We start from the raw sequence: 19570 nt of genomic DNA, 5'->3' as shown, positions 1-19570 counted from the left end.
ATGAAAAATAACTCGGTCAAAACGTGGGAACGGGGGGCTTGGCCGGTGCAAGATCATTTGCCTCGTAGAGCTAATTTTTGAAGCACAAATGAAGAGGTCTCACACCCGCTGGCTGATGCTGATTTGAGCCAATGAATCGCTTCCTCATCATTCCGGTGAACATCAGCACCATAAAGGCGCTCGCCATAAAGTAGCATCAATCCGATGGTGCGTTGCGCATCACGGTTCCCTTGTGTAGCCGCCACTCGAAATTGCACTAATGCCTCAGAGTAGCGGTAGTCCATTGCCGCCGCCAGTCCGATTTCATATGCATGGTCCGCAGACATGGTTGCTGATGCCGATGTAGAGAACAGCAAAGCCGAAGCAGCGCTGAGCAACATGGTTTTGTATTTCATATTCATTGCGGTGGTGTTTCATAAGCAGCAATCGCTGCAGCGGCGGGATTTTGCTCAGGAACAATGCGCGGGTCGTTGAGCGAGGAATGATCGATGGTTCCATAGCGCTCTGCAACCTCCCTGTCGGCGGGGCCGACCGGGAACGCGGATTCGGCGCGAGTCGAAGACGGTGTGGTAACGGGGGCGATGGATAAAAGGGTCGATCCTCCGGCAAGTGCGCAGGCGGCGAGGATAGCCGCAACCAACATCACATGGCCCGCCTTGTCGGCGCCGCGTATCGCGTCATTGGCAATTTGAAGCTTCATAGTGGTTCCTCTTGACTGCATTTTTTGACATCAAAATCGAGGTGTGGGGCATGGGCCGTTAAGGCGAGCAGATATACCCTTCGCCCACATAGCCGCATGGGGCGAACTCGACAGAGTCGACGGGTGGCGAAGACGCGGTCGCCAAGCTGGCCGGAGTGTCCGTATTTCTATTGGCGGCATGAGCCTGCGCGAAACCTGGCCACTCAAAAGCGCCGAAGGCGACTAATTCCAGGCACACGACGGTGGCGACATATGCGGTGAGCTTTTTCATGTTTCCCCCTTGATGTTCAGATGGGGGGATTTTTCCCAACAAAAATTGTTATGAATTGAATCTATGCGACAGCCACCAAATTGACACTGTTTCCATTGCGGAGACGGTATCTTTGTTTCTTTTTTGTTTTGTGTCGCATCGATTCAATTCAACATTTTTCAGCTCACTTACATTGCCTATCCAAGTCGTTCAGGACATAAATTTGATCCGGTGTGAATCTGGATATCCAAGAATTGACGACGGGTAGTTCGTATGCGGTGGGACGGCAACTGAAGTTGTCACCCTAACCTTTGGGAGTTCTTCTTGAAAAACGACATCAATTTCACGGCATCTGAGGTAGGCCTGGTCAAACATGGGCTGTCACCTGTCAATTCGCGTCTCGACCCGTTCACGATTACGCTCTTCATTGTCTTTATCGTTGGCGGAATTTCGCTGCTTCTAGTTCGTCCCGCCTCATCTGGTGAGAGCGTCACCGTGCGCTGCGAAAAATCTGCTGTCAGTGCCGCCGGTAATAAGACGAATTTTCGAAAAGAAAGAAAACTGGCTTTTGAGCGATGCATGGATGAATCCCTTCAATTCATATCCCAACCGGCCAGTTCAAAATAATCACCAACAAAGTGAGGCTAGTTCCGGCGCACAAACTTTGACGCTGGATCGATTTTTTTGGCTGTCGCATAGATTCAAGCCAATGCCTTTCTATCCACCTATATTTGCGCGCAAAGTCGTATGCGATACGAACTTGAGTGATCCTCAGTGAGGACGGATTCGATGGCAAGAGCTATCGCTATAACCCAGCCGTGAAATTTCAACGTGACGCTGAACAACAAGTGAAAAGGGAGACAGACATGGGGTTTTTGTGGACAGTTACTGGCTTATGGGCGTTACTGCTTTCCTTTGGAATTTCCGCTGCATTTCATGAGGGAGGTCTTTTTGGTCTCGCTGTGATGCTAGTTGGATGGGGTCCGCTGGGATTGTTGATATGGTTCGTCTTCAACAGGGCGACCAAGCGCGAAGCCGCGCATGCGGCAATGCTCAATGAGGCGGGCGTTCAACCCTCGTCGGGCTGCGACCATACCGAGAAGGGCGCGGGGATTGCCATAAACAAGCAAGCGAAGACCTTGACGATGTTGATCAATGGATTTTGGAAGACATACCCTTACGCCGACGTCAGAGGGTGGGAAACCCGCAAAGAGCGCGCGGGAGAAGTGGTCGGCGTCGGCTTAGCAGCAGGGACCGCCGCGTTGGGCGCAAACTTTCGAGCTGAAAGAGCAGCGGCAGCCAATACGGGTTTGTTCGTGACCGTCAAGGACGTGGAGAACCCAAAGTGGCGCATAGAAATGCGCGACGATGGAATCCAGGCGCGCTGGATGGAAATCCTTCGGCAGGAGATCAACGAAAGTTGAAAAGGCGGCTCGGCGGGCTCTCTGCCCGAGCCATCAACCCGGCTGCAAGAGCCGAATCAATCGAGGGAAAACAACATGGATAAAACCAAGGGAATCGTCTTGGCCGTCGCGGCTGTGTGGGGACTCGCTGGATGCGGGCAGACACCGGGTGATGCGGAGGTCCGCGAGGCGTTGACTAATCAGCTAGTCGCGGTGATTGGCAAAGGAGAAGAGAAGTCGGCGAAAGAAGCCTTTGCTAAGGTTAAGGTGATAGGGTGCGCGAAGGCAGAGCCAAATGGCTTCAAGTGCGACTGGACAAGCCCGGATGGAGTTGGCTCTGGTCGCATTGTGAAGTCCGATTCGGGCTGGGTGCTGGTGGGCGCAGGAGGTTGATCATGGTGAAGTTCAAGTTGCCTGCCGCGTGTTTGCTTCTGTTGGCTGGATCGATGTCACGACCATCCTCGCTCTGGCAATGAGCGCTGCGGCATTGGCCCCCTCCATTGCGGTGCGGCTCTGGGACATGGCAGGGGTCGCCAGATGCCTGCCAACGCGGCATCGCTGTGGCGCTGGCCCGATTGGCAGTTGGCGCGTGGCGGGAAAGTCAGGCTCTGCACGAGTGCAGTTCGACCCTGCGACAGGTAAATATATGGGCGTGTCGGCGCATTGAACCGATGGCGATCAATGATTTCAACAAGGAGGAATCCATGGCTATCTCGACTTCCATTCTCCGCGCGTGCGCGGCCCTGTCTTTGGCGGCGCTGGGCGCAGGCTGCGCCAGTCAACCGGGTGGAACCTCGGCTCAAGCCGCCATTCAAGGTGTGGTCAATGCGATCGGTGCGAACCTCGGAGGCAAGCCAGCAGGCGCGACGGCCAGCGGCGTAACCCTCGGCGCCCCCTCTGAATCGTCGTTCAAGGACATCCTTGTATCGAAATCGGGCTCCACGCAGTGGCCTCGAGTGGCGGTGACCATCACGGCGTTGCCGCCCACGGCCTACAAGAGCATGATCATGACTTGGGGGAGCACAGTCCCCGGAAATGCCTGTATGCGGTTGTCGGCTGTGGTTTGGTCCGACATGAAGACGTCCAAGACCATTCCAGAGGAAACGTTTTGCGCCAGTCAGATGCGTCCGACGTCGCTCAATTCCACAGGCCAAATACTGTCATGGGGCAGCTTTGAAGACTTGACGCACAAAGCTCCTAACACTGGTCATACGCGGACCGATGGGCCGGTTCCGCCTGCCAAGCTGTTCCCGGAAAGCGCGGACTACAAAGACTTTTTTAACTCTTCACAGGCAAGCGGAACATTTTCGGTGTTGATCCGGACGATGGGGTATGACTTGTCAATAGAAGGGGTAAAGGATCGCCGACTCTGGGTGGTGAACCTGCCAAGCTGGGCAGAAATCTACGGTGGGCAGAAAGTTCTTCGGTAGGCGTCGAGAGGGTTGCCTTGCTCTGATGAGCTGAGGCAGTGCCCTTTGATTTGATATTCCAACGCGAACATAAGGATTAGAAATGGCCGTTCTTGCAATTCTTTCTTGGTTATGGGCTTTTTTTGGCATCATGATTCTTTTTAGTGGAAGTTTGTCTTCTCTAAGCTCCTTTCTTCTCACTGTAGGCGTTTTCTTCGGCCCAATGGCTTTGATTCGTTGGAGCATCGTGCGAGATAGAAACCGCGTAAGGTCGATGCATGACAAGGCGATGTCTTCTGGAGGAATCCTAGTCGGACAAGGTTTCGACCATCATGAGGCCAACACTGGTATCGGGATCAATACCGCAGCTAAGAGCTTGACGATGTGGAATGGGGATACATGCGTAACTTATAGTTACGATGCGGTGCGGGAATGGGAAGCAAGCAAGGTGCGAATGACAGGTCAAGCCGTGGGGTTTGGAGTCGCTGGCGTGGTTGCCGCTGGAGCAGCCAACATTTCTGCCGGTAGACAAGCCGACGCCGCTACCGGACTGTTTATCACGGTGAAAGATATCAATAATGCGAAGTGGCGTATCTCCATGATGTCAGAGGCGATCCAAGCACGGTGGATGGAGATCCTGCGGCAAGAACTAAAAGAAGGTGGAATCGCGGCGAACTAGGTGCCATTCTGTTTTCACACAAGGTGGCGAAGCTTTGAACAGTGGCCAGCTACGGACAGGGACATGATCACACGGGACACGACAACTACAGAAACACGCTGGCTCCAATTTCCATCAGCTCCAAACAAGTCAGAACGTTTGGGCCACGAGTTCCAGCCAAGCTATTGCCTGATACCAATCAGGCTGACATTCAGTTTTACTCCAACGGACAACATCTTTTCTCATCGACGTTCATCCAGATGGGCTATCGAGGTCCACTGGATGGGGATCAGCGGTTATGGTTCGTAAACCTGACGAAATAACTGCCGCGACCATGCAAAAAATAGGGCTCTGTTGGCGTTTGGAAATGCATCGTATGTAATGGCCCACTACGGGCGGTCCTTAACCGCGTAGTCTTCGGCGGCAGATTTTTGCCATCTCAACTGCCTTGGTTTGCTCCTTGAGCAGGTTGCGTGGCTTGATCTTCATGCCTCAATCGAGCGGGCTCCCCTTGGTCAATGGGATTTGAATCCGTGGCAATCGATGTTGATGTGCTTGGTCGGCTTGATCGAGTTTGCCGTGCCGCTGGTATCGGTCAACGTGAATTCACGGCCTTGCTGATGCTCCACGTCATAGTGGAAGGCCTCGCCTACATGGAGGGAATACTTCCACTGGCGCGGGAAGGGTGCCTTGGCATAGTAGGGGCCTTTGTCTTTCCAGACCAAGCGGTCCCGGTCAACCATATAGGATGGTTGATTCGCCTGGTAAGGCTTGGTGTGCTCTTTGGCAAAGTGCTTAATCTTTTTCGAGAGCTGCTCAAAATGCTCAACCTCTCGATTGAACATCTCGCACTCCTCCCAAATGTCTGCATGGCCCGCCAGCGGCTCGAATACCTTTTTTGGGAGGATCAGGGGAGAACTCTTGTCAGCCGGCATCACATGCTCCCGCCACCGCGCCTCCTCCATCAGTATCGACTCGACATGCTCCCGAAACTGATCCAAGCTGCCGGCAACGCTCCAAAGCATCTCATTGCTTCCCCAGCGAAATCTGAAATGGGTTCGCAGGGCAACGGCGACGCGACCTTGGCCGCCTGTTTGATGAAACCCAATGATGTGGGCACCATCAGCATTCGCCGCCCGCTGCAGCAAGTCCGGCAGATCCGCATCGGTGATCTCAGGGTTTTCTCCCTTCGCGGGAAACACCCTGATGTCCCACCCAGCAAGCATCTGCTCGGGAATCGCCTTCACCGCCGCCTTGGCCTGCCTGACCAACTTCTGCGGGATGCCCGCAAGCAATGCGACGGCCTCAGGCTCAACCGCGGCTGGATGGCCAAGCCTTGACAACAAGGTCCAGCGGAACTTGAATGCGGGCAAGGTCCTCTTCGGTGATCACGGAAGCGAGCGCGCCCAAGAACTCGCGCGCGACGACGACCGGAACGACAGGCTGGACCGCGATTTGCTCCGCCGCCGGCACATCGCTCGGCTTGGGGCGGACTTCCGCGATCCAATGGGGACTCCATCGAATATTTTTCTCGCTGCTCCACCGGCGCAAGCGCATGAGGATTGCCGACATCCGATAACGATGCCAACTCGACGAAATGTCCAACTCTTTGACGGCAAAAGAAAACGCTCCGAGTGGCGAACTGCTCTCCAATGCGATGGAGAGCGTTGACTTTGCCGTGTGCGGGAGGTTGACCTCCGGCGAGTCGATGAATTCTTTGCGATCGGCAATTTCCTGCTCGAAAGTCGCTGCCGGAAACCTGATCGCCTCCCCTGGCCTCGGCACATCGTGCGCGAACCAAACGACCTCGTCGGTCGAAGGCAGATAGTAGGGAGCCGGGTCATCAGCATGCCTGGGGATTTGGGTCAGCGCCTTGAACAGATCGTCCCGAATGCGGTTCGCGCTAGGATCATCCAGTTCTATCGAAAGCAGTTCCGGCCGATCGACCGGGACAATCAACATGTCTCGGCCGGAGCGGGGCTGAGGAATTACGATGTCCCTGAAAGACTCGATGAAAGCGCGGAAACTCCTAAGCGGTGGCGGCGGAAAGGCTAATCCACCCTCGTCTGCCCTTCGTTTCAGAATGGAGCTGAAACGGGCGCCGCTAACAACTCGCCCCCCTGTGCTCGCCATCGCCTCCTCCAAAGTGTCGCGGACAATTTGGAACCAAATTTGATCCATACAGGACTTTCGCAAGAGGGTTTGAAAGCGAAAAAGGGCGCATGTTATGCACCCTTTCTTCTAATAAAACAGTATCCATATTCCACATTCATGCTCAGGCGAGCTACGACGGCGACGTTGATGTAAGTGAATGTGGAGCACTGCTACACAACGACGCGCTAACCTAAACCGCGAATTCCGCACATGCCAAGAAAATAATGTTGGGTGTTCGGAAACGTATCGATACTACCACAACTCATTCGAAACGCAAGCCACTGCCACAGCCTTGTCCAATGAGGTATGCGACATCTCCGCCGCGTTCTTGCGAGGTCTGACCGACCGAGGTTTGGGAGGCAGGCAGACGTAGGGCTCCGACACTGGGATCGAGAGCCAGTCTTCCGACTTCAATGAGTTGTAGGCGCGCGTTCGCGAATCGTTTGAATTGTCCGCAGGTGATACGCCAGTTTCTTCGCTAGGGTCTGTCGGTCATTTTTCCAAGCTTGACCCTTTTCAATAGGGTGACCCGCTTGCGCATCAACAACGATCAAAAGCAGTTTCAGAAGCTCGGCATGATCTCTTTCGGGGTTGTGAGATGCGTGAGGCATGCCTTGATTGTGATGGCTTCGATGCCAATGGGTTGCTTCGCTTGCATCAAGGCGATTTCCCACACGGCAAGCGATTGACTTTTGCGTTTCGTCGTGCTAGTAAATTAGTCTCGCAAAGGGAGACCTCAAAATGAATGTAGAAGAATTTTGGAACTTGGCTTTCATCGCGGCTATGCATCGATTGTCCCCAGCTGAGGCAGAAATCGAAGCCAACAAAGCTCTTGATATCGTCATTAAGCATTGGCAATCAACGCACGGCGATCTGAAGCCCGTTTGGACCCCATTTGCACAGCAAAGACTTTCAGAAATTTACAGGCAATCAAGATCTTCTGATCAGGGAGCGGGTGAGGCCGCTGACAAATCGTAGCCTTTAATTTGCGCCCATTCAAACGCCGCGCGGTAAGTAGCATGCGACTGCCCCAGCAGTTGCGGCGGAATGTCGAGAGTCGCTACCCAATACTCAATTTCTGGCGGATTGAGGGATCTTCCGTCCTCACCCATTTTTTCAATCTTTAGAATCTGAACACGAGTCTTTGGACTTGAGGACATCTTACCGGCAGGCATCTTTAGCATGATTTGATAATCGTTGTGGGCGAGAATTCGAGACTTGCGAACGCTTGGTTAAATCGAGACAGTCAGCTACGAAGTATCGTAGCTCTCTTAACGAAGGGGAGGCGGTGTGATTTTACGAACAAACAACGGTGTCTGATCTCTTGGACCTGAGGGTTGGGTCTTGGGGGCAGGCACAAGCTTAGCAGGAACAACGGGGTTCGGTGGCGAAGATATGGGTGTTGCTCCGCATTGTTCGTAGACCCAAGAATCCTTGGCTGAGGGTTCAAGGTAGGTGACAACCGCGTCAGAAGCGCGCGAGCCGGACGCCTTCTTTGCAGGCATTGGCGCGAGCCGACTCCACGATGGAATCTCCGACTTTGCAATGGCAATCGCGGTCAACCTAGTCGGCGGATGCACCTGAGGCCAATACCCTTTCTCGTCATACGGCGAGAGCTCTATGAAAAAAGGCGCCCCAATGCGTGAGCGCAATAATGCCGGACACACAGTCGCTGTCTTTTCACCCGCTTCGACGCGGCATACCGGACGCCCGCCTGCCGCTTTGTTCAGATGATCGCACCCCTCCGAGGTCAGCACCAGGGCGACGGGAATTTCGCCGAGGCCTAACATACGAACGGCAGCCATGGGCAACCCAGCCCAATTTCCAGAGACGGTAAGGAGCATAAACAAGCTCATGGCGCAACATCCAGCCATCAGCACCAGTGTGTTGGCTTTGGTGACTTTGACCAAAACCACGTTCGACAGGTAGCACCATGTTGTCCACACAACCAAGCCGATTAGAAATCTGCTGTTATCTCCGTCGCGCGGGAACATGGCAAAGAGCGTGATGAACGCGGAGGCGGCAGTCAACAACCAAAAGTAACTGATGGCCAGATAACCAATCCCTCTGCCGAACTTGGTCCACGCACCATTGTTGGCGCCATCGTTGACCATGTCTGATTTCGGTTTCAATAATGCATAGACGCATGCGAACACCACCATGAGGACGAAAGGGAAAGAGAAAGCCCAATTTGGAATGTCCCCGTTTGGCTTCCATGCCAAATAGCAAGAGACGGCAAACACGCTCAACCATCCAGGCAGAGCCAGAAACACCAAGGCCTTCGGAGTCCTCAACTCATTCGCTTTCGGCTCATTGCCACGCAGAATGAGACCTGCAGCAAGCGCGCAGCCGGTCAATGCTGCGGACAGAACGAATCCGATTGCCGCGACAGCCATCAGTATCGCGCTTGCTCCCGCCAAGTCCAATTCCGGCATTCCGCCAAGCTGGCAAAAAAACATGAGCAAAAAGATGCCCCCTACCGTCGAGACCACCGTGCCAGCGGTAGCCAAGGGACGCGCCCGGACTTGTTGCAGCCACCAGGGCATAGGGCGTTCGTATTTAGCGGGCCGATGACGGCGCGAGGGCTTTTTATCTTCATCCATATGTCGATTTCTCCATTTTTGGATTGCCGAATTCGGCATCGACATCAGTATCGCCCACCCCTGGACTTGGTTCGAGCGAAAGTAGATGTGCGTCCGCCACTGTGGAACCATCGTGAAAAGGGGCTCTTCCGAGCCCCTTTGGCCTAACGTCTCGCGGTTAGATCGTTCGCGAGTGCTGTGGCTGATTCAGACCCAATCATTCATGCTTAAAAAGCCTGAACGCACGCCATAACGCCAAGTCATATGCGATTTTCAGGACCCCACAAACCACCAATGGCGTGGCCGACCAGCCCGATTGAAATAGCCAGCCCGCAAGCAGAGGGCTCACCGCCGATGCAAGGCTTCGAGGGACGGCAGTAAAACTGGCCGCCGCAGCTCGCTCATGGGGTTGCACCACCGACATCACAAATGCGCTTCGAGCTGGCACATCCATCGACGACACCATGGCGCGGACCAACAGTAGACCCAGCGCCACGCCGACATTGGTCGCGAAGGCCGCGGCGATCAAGCACATGCTGGCAGGAATATGCGTGAAGACCATGGTGTTGACCAAGCCGAACCGCTTGGCCAGCTTCGGCGCCGCAAGTTGTGAAGCCGCCCCCAGAAGCCCGGAAGCGAAGAAAAAGGCGCCAGCCGCGGAGAGCGAAAGGCCAAACCTCTGAAAGAGCCAGAGAGCGAGCAGCGAATTGACAACGAGCCCGCCAGCGAACGAATCCACCGAAAACAGAGCGGCCAACTTCACCACCACGGCTCTGGACGGCCCCAGCGGTGCGGGTTTCGCCTGGTCAACCTCCGCCAGGACCGGCAGCTTTCGATACATGGCCCACACCGCGGCGCCGACGATCCCGTAGAGGATAAACATGCCACGCAGGGCGTCGAGCTTTGTCATGCCGGACAAGGCGACTACGCGCTCGGGGAGTCCCGACGCCAAGGCTCCCAAAGCGGCGCACAGTGCTCCGGTCAACGCATACCTCGCGAATAAATCGGTCCTCGACGCCGTGTCGGAGGCGGCCGCCAACCGGGCATGCTCCAAGGGCAGGAAAACGCTGACGTCGCCCGAGCTGGGGTTGAGCGTGCCCATGAACGCGACGATCAGAAGCGGCCAAAACGACGACATGATCGAGAAGCCAAGCCCTGTGGCAACCATGAGAGCGGCCGCTCCCAGCATCAACGCCCTACCCGTCCAACGATGCCCCCATGCTCCAACAGCCAAGGTTGCAAAGGCGGAGCCAAACAAGGTTGCCGTGGCGATGGCCCCGACCTCGACCCCACCCAACCCCATTTCCAACAAGTAAACCGGCAACAGAACGGCGACAAAGCCGTCGGCGAAGCCGCGCATGGCGCGAGCCGCGAATATCGGAGCGATGCCGCGGTCGGAACCCTTGGGAAGTAGGTGATGTATCAAGAGTGAAGGACCTCAATGTGACTGGCCATCCTACCGGCAACCAGCGACAAATCAAACCTCACGTCAAGACCGTTCCTTCATTTGCGTGGCGCCACACCGGCAAGCCCAGAAAAGTTTCCCAGGGGAAACTACGGTGACTACTCTTTTGTGCTGATCTAGCTAAACGCCTTGTCGACAACATGTAAGTGCTGCTCTTGCAAGCCAACATCCGCCTCGCATAAAACAACGCAACCTGCTTTGTCCAAGCGGGAACCACGCAATCCCGTTCCACTTTGGACATCATCCAGAACAACGAGAGACTGTCCAGCATGGTGCTTGCACAACCAAGTCTCAACCGCAGCCAATCGTGTTGAGCCATGAGTTTGGGGCGCCTCCCACGCCTCGTGCAATGACTCGGCTACCGTTTCGAGTCCCGTTCTTCGGAACAAAGACACAAAACCATCACGCTCCATGAATCGAAGCCAACTGGTTGTGATAACGATGCTTGGTGAGTGTTTTGCAAGAATGTCGCGGAGGGCATTGACTGACGGTGGATTCCATAATCGATCCCACAGATCCGCTGGCGCATTGGAGCTGGACTGAATGACGTCGTGCCCCCCATAGGGTTTATTCAAACATATGACGTCATCAAAATCCAGAAAAAGCAGTGGACGCCCTTTGCATCGAATGCCTTTGTAAAACTGGTTCAAAGCGGCTCTGCCGTTTTGATCTTTTAGTTCTCGTGGGGTAGCCATCATTCACACGACTTTATAGCCAAATCAGACTCGACGTCGCGTCCGTTCCTCCGTATGCGTAAATTTGCCCTGCAATGGCTGTGGAAGTTTCCCCTAGGAAACCATGTTCCAACGGCCGAGTGCTACCCAAAGCGCTCCTTCATATGCGTAAATGCCCATCAGAAGCCTGACAGATTGCGAACCATACGCATCGCCATGGCCCCATTGGAGAGCGCGACCTGAAATGCGCCCATTCGCCAGTGGCAACCGACCGTTTCACGCATTTTTCGGAACGCTTTGCGCTGGACACCGCAATGCGGCACCCTTGGCCGGCAAAAAGTATGTAGAAGTGCCATGGAGACGCTGGCCATCGAGTGAGCAAGCTTGTCGACCGTTGCCCATGATGTGAACGAGAAGAATCAAATCCTTGGGCAATGCACCAAAGAGCGGATGGCGAATCCGGGAAAAAAGACTGCTCCCTGATCCGCTCAATGAAAATTGGCCATCAGGTTGGTATGAAAGGCTTCAATCATCCTCTTCAATGCCTTCCTCTTCCTCAGACATCTCCTCATCCGCATGGCCAAGCCCTTTGACAATCTCCCATACCGGCAGAAACGGGTAGAGCATTTTGTATGCGTAGCCTGGCAAATCATCCGAATAGAAAATATCGTCAAAACCTTTTTCGTAAACATGCCTGATGTATTCGAGATATATCTCGCGGAGCAGCCCGGTCGTATGCGCGTTAAGGTTGTGAACAAACACCGAATCGATGGAACTGCTTTTAATTCCGCCCCAGTCAGGCAAGGAAATTTCAATCTTTACTTCGCCAAGCCCGCTGAGAAAGCAGAGCTCCATTTGATCGCGAACGCACCGAATGAGGGCGCTTTGGAAATGGTTTTCAAATGCATCGACCCAGTTGCCTTCCTTTCCCTCATCAGTCAACTGGTCATAAATGGCCTGGACCTGTGCAATTCGACCCTCCTCTGAGTCGCCATACACTTCGCCTTCATGCACCGATGTTCTGTGCGATGCGAATGGATTGATCGCTGCCACGAAGATGACATTTGGGTAAGGGAAAATGGTGGCGATGTTTCCCCACTTTTGATTGGCGTAAACGATGGCATGGTAACCGTCGGCCTCCAATTTTTGAGCAATTGAAGATGAAATGTCGTTCAACGCGTCAGCTGAGTAACTTGGCAGGCTTTGATCCGCACTTTTGAGGTCTGAATCAATCCAGCCCTCAATCAAAGGAAATGCAATCGCCACGCAAGCCATCGAGTTGTCGTGGACAATGTTGTTCTCGAACCCTTGGTAGTAGCTTTCGTTGGGGTAGAAAACTTCCAAAGTGAATTTTTCATTCACTTCATGCGGAATCAATGAAAGAACTTGTTTTTTGTTGAAGACAAGTTCTTGAACATAAGCGTCGCGAGCCGTCCTCGTCTCCATATTCGCCACGAGCACTGAAGTTATTGTCTGCTCTTCAAGTCCAGGAAAGATCGAGCAAAAGTAATTGGCATAGGCCAGCAATTCGGTGAAGGCTTGACGCTCCGTTTGAGCCGATTTTTTCAACTCGATGATCGTGACCCCAGAATCTACGGAACCACCGAAGAGATCCACCCGTGTAGGGTGGTTGGCGCCACGATCAAGTGCGAGCTCCTTAGCTGTCAGGACAAGCGTTTGCAAGTTGTCAAGAATACCGTTGATCCTCCGTTCAGCTTGACGCTGCAGAAGAAAGCGAATGGACGGGAATGAATCCTCTGTCCACTCTACGGGTGCCCTACGTCCGACAATCAGGCTTGCCAAATCCTCTTTGTGATGCAGAAAGAGGTAGTCCCGAAATACGTTTTCGCCAATCGTGATCATGTCAACACCCAATACAAAAGTTACGGGCCTGTTATGGTGCGAGCACAGGCTGGACCGCAGCGACAACTAGCGCCGCCGGAATGGCCGCTGGAACCGCAACGGGCGGCACCAAATGCACTTCGAGTTTTGAGCTCTTGAACAGAATCTCCACGAGCTTGGCAAGGCGGGGAACCGTCGGGTCGTTGTAGATTTTCCTGCATGCGTCCATGAAGCAATCCGTCGCGGTGCCGAAGTGCGGGGTGTAGGTCCCTGACTGAACGCACATCTCCAAAAACCTGCACATGAACAGTCGGAGGTCGTCCACTTCCAAGGTCCGGATGATCGCCTCGAATTCTTGCGCGGTGGCCGCCTTTAAAACAGCCTCCTGCTTGCGCCCCCATCCACTATTAATGACGATGTGCTTGCATGCGTCGAAAACGGTTGAGCTGGCTTGCGACCTGGCTTTGGCCGCATCAAATGCAACCTGTATGTCCGGGTGGATCGGTTGGTTCCAGAAGTTGTCGAAATCGAAGTTTTCAAGCGTCTTCGCTTCGAATACATCGATCCAGTTTTTCAGCAGTGCGTCCGCAATGGGTTGCCCACCTATGAGCTCCGAGACCAACTGATGCTTGGACGTCACAGAATAGGCATCCAACAAATGTGAATTTTTGGCCACTTCCTGAGCCTCAACGAGCAACTCGGCATCGGTCATTTTGTGGTGCCAAACCACATGTTCCTGGAACAGCTTCGCCAACGTCATTGCGTGCATCACGTCGGCTTCACTGGCATACCTGTCGATGACCTTTGCGACATCGGCGGTATCGAAGAGCCCTGATTTCAGGAAGTCGACAACGATGTTCTCATATTCGTCGCAGCCATTGACCCCAATCTCTTGGAGCAAAAGACGCCACTTTGCGCGCTGCTTGCCAGCTTCATCCAGCTCTTCTGCCTTCTTGCCGTAGTCGCCCCAGTTATCCGGGTTGGCGATCTTGAGGATGAATTCGAAATCAGGCCCGTTGTCCAATCCTTTGTAGTGCGTTGCGGCGAGAAGCACCGTCGATGGCACGACGCGGGACAGCACTTCGTCGGACAAGTCCTCCCTTTTTCCCAGTATCCGGTTCACCGCTTTAATCACCTTACCGATGATTCGAATGTTTGTGACTCCGCAGGACTGAGTCGTTTTCTTGATGCGATCGGCGTAAGGGGTGGGAACAATTTTCGTTGCAATACCGAATGCTTCGGCTGGCGTCGTGTCGAGACGCACCTCTTGATCTATCACCTTCTCCCGCAGCGTGTCCCACATCCCCTTGTCAGAAAGATGGTCGCTGTTAAGGATCAAAATGATTCGCGCGCCATGTTGTTGCGTGAACTCGTCAATGAACCCCATCACCTCCTCGACATTCAATTTGTCGTGCTTGCGCTCAATGTCGTCGAGGACAATGACCTTGTTCCTCAACATAGCGGGCGCGAAAATAAGGCTGAGGTCATTGAGCGACCCGAATCCCTTATGGAAGCCTTCAAGCACTTTTACGCCTGAGCTCACAGCCTGCTTTGCGCTCTCCCACATTCCGGGGTTCGATTCGACGCCCGGTATGACCATTTCAATGAGCTTTTTCTTCATTTGATCGATGCTCGAAAGACCAAACAAAGAGACATAGAGAGCCCCTCGGACTTTTTCGTCACCGGAAGCCTCTTTGACCTCTCGCCAGAGGTGGCTTTTGCCTGTGCCCCATTTGCCTGAAAGCGCGACGACCTTATTGTCTTGATCGTCGAGAAGTTGAATCAGGTGATCTTTGGTTGATTGCAATGACATGCCGCCCTCTCATTTAGTTTTGTTGATCATGCACTACGCCTTCGCCACCGGCATGTCGTCCCATACGGTGGTGTAGCCCGGTGTCTTGCGCTCTTGCTTCATGCCCCAGTCTCTCGGCGCATCCCCAATCTTTGAGCTTCCGACCTTGACCGAACCTCGACCCCATCGGTCATTCACCGCATCCATCGCCATCATCAAACGGCTTCGGTCCCGCGCAGGCTCGTGCTCGCCAAGGTCGAGCTCAAACTGCTGGCGTCTTCCTTTTTGGAGTAATGCTTATCATCGCAATTGCCCATGGTGCTGGCAAGTGGAGCCCTCAACAACTTGCGTGGTTATTAGCAAGGGTTCGAGACGAAGCCTCCTCTGCCATTGTGAGCGTATCTTCAATCGGTATTTTTATTGGACTAGGCGCGAAAAACTTAGCTATGGTCTTTGGATGTCTCGCCGGTTACCTTGGGGCTTGGTTTTTTCTTTAAAGCCTTCTCCAGACTGCGATCTAAATCTCGCTGCATGCTTGGGAGCAGAAACAACATCACAATAAAAAGCACGAGAATCACAGCAAAAAAGACATACTCGCCTGTTGTATGCGGGTCGATCTGGAATGTAAACATAGCTCCCTCCCTGTGTTTATGACACCCTCTCAAGAACCCATGCTTAAGTCAACAGCAATCCGAAAGCTTCGGGCGCAACAGGAGCGGATGACCTTGAACGGATGGGCCGGGTCTTGCCATCCGCGAAAAATCCGACAAATGCACCCCGCGACAAGTTGGCGCGGCAACTCGGTTGGTGTAAATAGAGGGCGGGAGATGAGATGAAGAAAAACCTGACCCATGGCCAGCAAGAGCGCATGCGACGGCTTGCGCAGATTTTGATTCTCGCGGGCCTCAGAAATGAAGAGATTCAACTCGGAACAGACCCACTACAAACCACTGCGTATGACGACGCACGAAGCTGGTGGTTGAACTACCCCGAAGGGTGTCCTGCCGAGTCGATGGTTTTGAGCGACTTTGACCATTCGATGGAGAGTCAAAACCTGTTCTCGCGGAGCTACCAGACCTTCTTCGAGGGGGATCAGGACATTCTTGGCCGACACTTCCCCCTAGGAATTGAGGATCCAAATGGAATTCGTCGGTGGCTGGCCGCACTGTCGTTGACCAATACGCAAGGGGCCAAGCAGGCCGCATTCCTTCGCTTTCCGAGCAAGGTCGTGCTGCCGAGCACCAAATCCGCATCGTTCTCCGTCGAACATGTCACTTTTGATTTCACCTTCAACGCGGGAGTGCCGTCGATTGCAGACGCCCATCTGACTTCAAGCGCGATTCAGCCCAAAAGCAATGAAGGGGCACGGCGAAGCAAAGCTCCTTCCTGCTCGGTGCCATATGCTCCCCTTGCATCCTGGATTTGCCCTCTCCCCGCTCTTGCGTTGTTGCCATTGGTCGCGCAGTGGTCTCTCCTAGGCTCTGTTGCCAACAAACCTCTTCCCAAGCAGGCTGCGACGCAGGCCCACAAGAAGACGCTTCTAAGCCGCGCGAACATCCAGCATTTCCTTGGCAAGCAGCTCTACGGATGGATTTCACCGCCAAGCCGCATACCGAGTCTTGTGGGGCAGCCTTTCAAACAGCAAGTTCTTACACAGACAGAGCTCGCTCTCCTGCTTATGCCTTGCATGATGCCGAGCAATCCCAGTGCTCACGAAATCGAAACCGTCCTGCATGGACTTGCGGCCTCACATGGCGTCCAGATGATCGACACAGGACGGTATTGGCCATCAGGGGCTTCACCGTTTCCTCGCCATACCGATTGGCAACTTGTATTCGCCTACGCGTTTATTGAATCGAGCTCTTCGGGCTACCCGGCCGACGTGCGCGTTTACTAGCCCCTGCGTTAACCCGCCGGGTTTGGGGCTTTGTCGCTGGATTTTCGCACTAGGGCTAACCCAGTGCGCAATCAATGGAGCACCGTCGCAACATTCTCGCCAAATCGATTGTTCCAAAGGTGACGGAGGCTACTGGCCGCCGATCAGCGAGGCTATGAAGATGAAAAACCACGCATACGGAGGAACGGGCGCGACGCTGAGTCTGATTTGGCTATAAAGTCGTGAGAATGACGACTACCTCACGAGAACTAAAAAATCAAAACGGCAGAGCCGCTTTGAACCGGTTTTACAAAGGCATTCGCCGCGAAGGGCGACCACTTCTTTTTCTGGATTTTGACGACGTCATTTGTCTGACCAAACCCTATGGGGGGCACGACGTCATTCAGTCCAGCATCGAAGCGCCAACAGACCTGTGGGAGCGCTTATGGAATCCCCCATCCATCAAGGTGCTGCGCAACATCCTTGCAAAGCATTCTCTTTTTCCACTACGGGACGCATGGAAGCCAAGGAAGATCTTTGTTTGATCACCTTTCGACTAACTCGTCGAAGTCTTTCTTGCTCATGGTTCAAACTCCTCTTCCAGCTCTTCTTCGTCGATCATGTTCGTGTTTCTGCCTACGCGATACAAATCTTGCACGGCGGCCTTTTTGCTTGCAATTCTCAAAGGACGCCTTTTGTCATGAATTGTTCGGCTGATCAATTTTTCAGGAGATCGCTTGGTGTGGGTGAACTCAATGGTCCCAAAGGGTGTTTCGAATACACCCTTGGCCCCCGTGGTCATGATGGTGATTCGACTTATTGGAATTTGAGAAATGACTCCATACTCAGACAAGATAGATTCCAGGCTGACGTATGAAAAACTATCCGGCCTCAACGCCTTGGCGATCTCTTCAATCGCCCAACTGTTTCGCGATGAGGCATACGGATTGAGATAAATCCCTTTGGCAACCCTTAACAAAAGCCTGTCCGCGACCAATCGTTGGAGAGACTTTTCCAGCGCTTTCGCGTCTTCATTGGGGAACAAACGCTCGATATCGCGCTTTGCAAGGACGTAAATCCCCTTCCGATCAAGCTCCGCCAGTTTATGAATGAAGTCGACTTTTCTCATATGTGCCTTAGATACCCATCAAAACGTAGGGTATTACTACACTTAATTTAACACCGCCATCGCATAGAATCAATAATAAGTCTATTTTCACCCTAATTTTTAATAGGTTAAAAATATCCTTATCGACGGCGAGACTTTTGGCATGTGCAATTAACGGGCGATGCGGCCCCTGAGTCCTGAGTGTGGCGAATTCGGGCGCTAGGCAGCAGTTTTGGCATGTCGTTCGTCATCAATTTCTAACCGCCCGCCCCCGAAACTGTCGCGCATATCTCGGAACGCTTGCGACTGGCCATTGGCTTTTTCTTAGGCGGCCTGTTGCAATTTCATCGCGCCTTTTGCGACCGACTCGGCCTTGGCCGCTGCCTTGATTTGCTCCATCACCGCGTGGAAGTCCCGAAACGCCGGTTTCACTACGTCCGAAGTTTTAAAACTTTCCATTCCAGGTTGCTTGGTCCTGTGGAAACGCGCGAGAACTTTCATCTCCACGGCGAAGGTGGGTTGGGACGGCTTGGACAATGATGCCTCTTTCGCATACTCACGTTTTTACCGACCTCTCCATGGAGTGTGGCTGCTGCTCGGCCTGGGAGTTTCCGACGTCTCTGTTGATGTGAGCGTCGCGATGTAAGTGATTGATTTATATGGGTTGGTCACGCATTCCGAGGAACGCTTGCACTCGCCTGGCTCGGTCGATGCCGAGTTTTACTGATTCGCCCCCATGAAGCCTATTCCCAAAAAAGTATGCAAAGTGACTATGTTTCGAGTAACGATGGCAGCGAGGCCCGTCTCCGTGCCATCGATCCAAGCATTGATGGCAAAGTTGCGCACTGGCTTGCCATCTCTGGGCCAGAACTCACCTGAAAGCGGGCAGCCACGTCACTTTTCGCTTGATGACGATGAAGAGGGCGTGGCGTAAACGTGCTTGATGATTCTTGCGTTATCGACGCTTAGGCTTGACGCACATTTGTTCATCAACCGTTAGCGATTTGCGGCCACCGATTTTGGGCTTGGTCGTTCTGGTGGAGAAAAGCCGTGTGAAGATGATGGCTCTGCCAATTTGAGGCCCGCGCCCGTTCCAGGGGGCTAGTCCCATCCAGGAGCACCATCGTTGGCCATGGATGTCTCCCACATTTTTACTATAAATTGCCCCATGGCGCATTCTAGAGACCATGGCTTTTCTTAAAACAGAAGCGACACTCGATCAACAACAAGACTTGCTTTCAATTGCCGGCGACTTAGTTTCAATCGCTCCCAAAGACTTCGCGGAAAACTTTCAGTCGACTCTGCACATCTTGGCCCGCCGACTCCAGTGACCAAAGCGTCAATTGAGTATAGGTAACGAAGCGCGGCCTTGACTGAGCGATGTCCGACACGACAGTTGTCGACACCAGGATTCCGTCACACTTTCCTTCCGCAATGAACCGTTGGACCTTTGGTCGATGCCGGTCAATAAAGTCGTGGTTTTGTTTTGCCAAAAAATCAGCGGCCTCGGACTGACTTGCCGATTGAAGAATCGCTCCCTGATGGCCACCCAAATTCCCCCACTTGTGGCCACCTCAAATTCCCCCACCCCGAGCGCAGCGAGATGACGGGTTAAATCCCGCTGTTTCACAGCCTCGGTCAGTACCAGGCAGGACGT

General features: G+C 53.6%; 23 protein-coding genes. 9 read left to right on the top strand and 14 right to left on the bottom strand.

Features of this window, described 5'->3' with window-relative positions:
* Positions 1-53: 53 nt before the first annotated feature.
* Genes HHJ17_RS15710 through HHJ17_RS15700 form a run of 3 tightly spaced genes read right to left on the bottom strand, consistent with a single transcriptional unit; the run spans position 54 to position 971 of the window.
* On the bottom strand, positions 54-401 hold the full coding sequence (locus HHJ17_RS15710) for a hypothetical protein (protein ID WP_296506438.1): 348 nt from the start codon (positions 399-401) through the stop codon (positions 54-56).
* Positions 398-700: a hypothetical protein gene (locus tag HHJ17_RS15705; RefSeq protein WP_296506437.1), complete on the bottom strand. Its 303-nt coding sequence runs from the start codon at positions 698-700 to the stop codon at positions 398-400. The genes HHJ17_RS15710 and HHJ17_RS15705 overlap by 4 nt, the downstream gene beginning before the upstream one ends.
* Before the next feature lie 58 nt (positions 701-758).
* The gene (locus tag HHJ17_RS15700) at positions 759-971 is read right to left on the bottom strand and encodes a hypothetical protein (RefSeq protein WP_296506436.1); all 213 of its coding nucleotides are present in this window, start codon (positions 969-971) and stop codon (positions 759-761) included.
* A 303-nt stretch (positions 972-1274) separates the two neighbouring features.
* Here HHJ17_RS15700 and HHJ17_RS15695 point away from each other — a divergent pair, with 303 nt between their 5' ends.
* The 5 genes from HHJ17_RS15695 (at position 1275) to HHJ17_RS15675 (ending at position 4441) form a co-directional block, all read left to right on the top strand.
* A complete protein-coding gene (locus HHJ17_RS15695) occupies positions 1275-1577 on the top strand; it encodes a hypothetical protein (RefSeq protein ID WP_296506435.1) in 303 nt (100 codons plus the stop codon).
* 191 nt (positions 1578-1768) lie between these two features.
* Positions 1769-2374, top strand: coding sequence for a DUF4755 domain-containing protein (locus HHJ17_RS15690; protein WP_296506433.1), 606 nt, complete (start codon positions 1769-1771; stop codon positions 2372-2374).
* Positions 2375-2449: 75 nt separating this feature from the next.
* Entirely contained in the window at positions 2450-2746 is a 297-nt protein-coding gene (locus HHJ17_RS15685) for a hypothetical protein (RefSeq protein WP_296506431.1), read from the top strand.
* Positions 2747-3057: 311 nt separating this feature from the next.
* Positions 3058-3783 carry a hypothetical protein gene (locus HHJ17_RS15680; protein WP_296506429.1) on the top strand — a complete coding sequence of 242 codons (726 nt, stop codon included), beginning with the start codon at positions 3058-3060 and terminating at the stop codon, positions 3781-3783.
* Between the two features lie 82 nt (positions 3784-3865).
* On the top strand, positions 3866-4441 hold the full coding sequence (locus HHJ17_RS15675; protein ID WP_296506427.1) for a DUF4755 domain-containing protein: 576 nt from the start codon (positions 3866-3868) through the stop codon (positions 4439-4441).
* Positions 4442-4935: 494 nt separating this feature from the next.
* Here HHJ17_RS15675 and HHJ17_RS15670 read toward each other — a convergent pair whose 3' ends face one another.
* Both HHJ17_RS15670 and HHJ17_RS15665 read right to left on the bottom strand, forming a co-directional pair.
* Positions 4936-5793 (bottom strand): hypothetical protein, encoded by an 858-nt coding sequence (locus HHJ17_RS15670; RefSeq protein ID WP_296506425.1) that lies wholly within the window; start codon positions 5791-5793, stop codon positions 4936-4938.
* Entirely contained in the window at positions 5732-6382 is a 651-nt protein-coding gene (locus HHJ17_RS15665; protein WP_296506422.1) for a hypothetical protein, read from the bottom strand. Before HHJ17_RS15665 ends, HHJ17_RS15670 begins: the two co-directional genes overlap by 62 nt.
* A gap of 933 nt (positions 6383-7315) precedes the next feature.
* Between HHJ17_RS15665 and HHJ17_RS15660 the strand changes: the two genes are divergently transcribed.
* Positions 7316-7552 (top strand): hypothetical protein, encoded by a 237-nt coding sequence (locus HHJ17_RS15660; protein ID WP_296506419.1) that lies wholly within the window; start codon positions 7316-7318, stop codon positions 7550-7552.
* A gap of 293 nt (positions 7553-7845) precedes the next feature.
* Here HHJ17_RS15660 and HHJ17_RS15655 read toward each other — a convergent pair whose 3' ends face one another.
* The 7 genes from HHJ17_RS15655 to HHJ17_RS15625 form a co-directional block, all read right to left on the bottom strand.
* Positions 7846-9177: a hypothetical protein gene (locus HHJ17_RS15655; protein ID WP_296506417.1), complete on the bottom strand. Its 1332-nt coding sequence runs from the start codon at positions 9175-9177 to the stop codon at positions 7846-7848.
* Positions 9178-9373: 196 nt separating this feature from the next.
* Positions 9374-10582, bottom strand: a complete 1209-nt coding sequence (locus HHJ17_RS15650) for an MFS transporter (protein WP_296506415.1) — start codon at positions 10580-10582, stop codon at positions 9374-9376.
* 155 nt (positions 10583-10737) lie between these two features.
* A complete protein-coding gene (locus tag HHJ17_RS15645; protein WP_296506414.1) occupies positions 10738-11319 on the bottom strand; it encodes an HAD domain-containing protein in 582 nt (193 codons plus the stop codon).
* Positions 11320-11820: 501 nt separating this feature from the next.
* Positions 11821-13158, bottom strand: coding sequence for a hypothetical protein (locus tag HHJ17_RS15640; protein WP_296506412.1), 1338 nt, complete (start codon positions 13156-13158; stop codon positions 11821-11823).
* 31 nt (positions 13159-13189) lie between these two features.
* Complete coding sequence (locus tag HHJ17_RS15635) at positions 13190-14950, bottom strand: P-loop NTPase fold protein (protein ID WP_296506408.1); 1761 nt, start codon at positions 14948-14950, stop codon at positions 13190-13192.
* Between the two features lie 33 nt (positions 14951-14983).
* The gene (locus HHJ17_RS15630) at positions 14984-15142 is read right to left on the bottom strand and encodes a DUF4113 domain-containing protein (RefSeq protein WP_296506841.1); all 159 of its coding nucleotides are present in this window, start codon (positions 15140-15142) and stop codon (positions 14984-14986) included.
* Positions 15143-15369: 227 nt separating this feature from the next.
* On the bottom strand, positions 15370-15561 hold the full coding sequence (locus HHJ17_RS15625; protein ID WP_296506405.1) for a hypothetical protein: 192 nt from the start codon (positions 15559-15561) through the stop codon (positions 15370-15372).
* Positions 15562-15761: 200 nt separating this feature from the next.
* Between HHJ17_RS15625 and HHJ17_RS15620 the strand changes: the two genes are divergently transcribed.
* On the top strand, positions 15762-16826 hold the full coding sequence (locus HHJ17_RS15620) for a hypothetical protein (RefSeq protein WP_296506403.1): 1065 nt from the start codon (positions 15762-15764) through the stop codon (positions 16824-16826).
* Between the two features lie 227 nt (positions 16827-17053).
* Complete coding sequence (locus tag HHJ17_RS15615; protein ID WP_296506401.1) at positions 17054-17350, top strand: hypothetical protein; 297 nt, start codon at positions 17054-17056, stop codon at positions 17348-17350.
* A 35-nt stretch (positions 17351-17385) separates the two neighbouring features.
* Here the strand turns inward: HHJ17_RS15615 and HHJ17_RS15610 are convergent, their stop codons facing one another.
* Both HHJ17_RS15610 and HHJ17_RS15605 read right to left on the bottom strand, forming a co-directional pair.
* Entirely contained in the window at positions 17386-17934 is a 549-nt protein-coding gene (locus tag HHJ17_RS15610) for a DUF6088 family protein (protein WP_296506400.1), read from the bottom strand.
* A gap of 303 nt (positions 17935-18237) precedes the next feature.
* The gene (locus HHJ17_RS15605; RefSeq protein WP_296506397.1) at positions 18238-18450 is read right to left on the bottom strand and encodes a hypothetical protein; all 213 of its coding nucleotides are present in this window, start codon (positions 18448-18450) and stop codon (positions 18238-18240) included.
* Positions 18451-18649: 199 nt separating this feature from the next.
* On the opposite strand from HHJ17_RS15605, the gene HHJ17_RS15600 reads away from it, so the two are divergent.
* Positions 18650-18847, top strand: a complete 198-nt coding sequence (locus HHJ17_RS15600; RefSeq protein ID WP_296506395.1) for a hypothetical protein — start codon at positions 18650-18652, stop codon at positions 18845-18847.
* The last annotated feature ends 723 nt before the right edge of the window (positions 18848-19570 follow it).

Source organism: Rhodoferax sp. (genome assembly GCF_012927445.1).
In the GTDB taxonomy this organism is placed as follows: Bacteria; Pseudomonadota; Gammaproteobacteria; order Burkholderiales; family Burkholderiaceae_C; genus Rhodoferax.
Note: the sequence above shows the minus strand (reverse complement) of the source record. Positions and strands in the feature narration are given on the sequence as shown.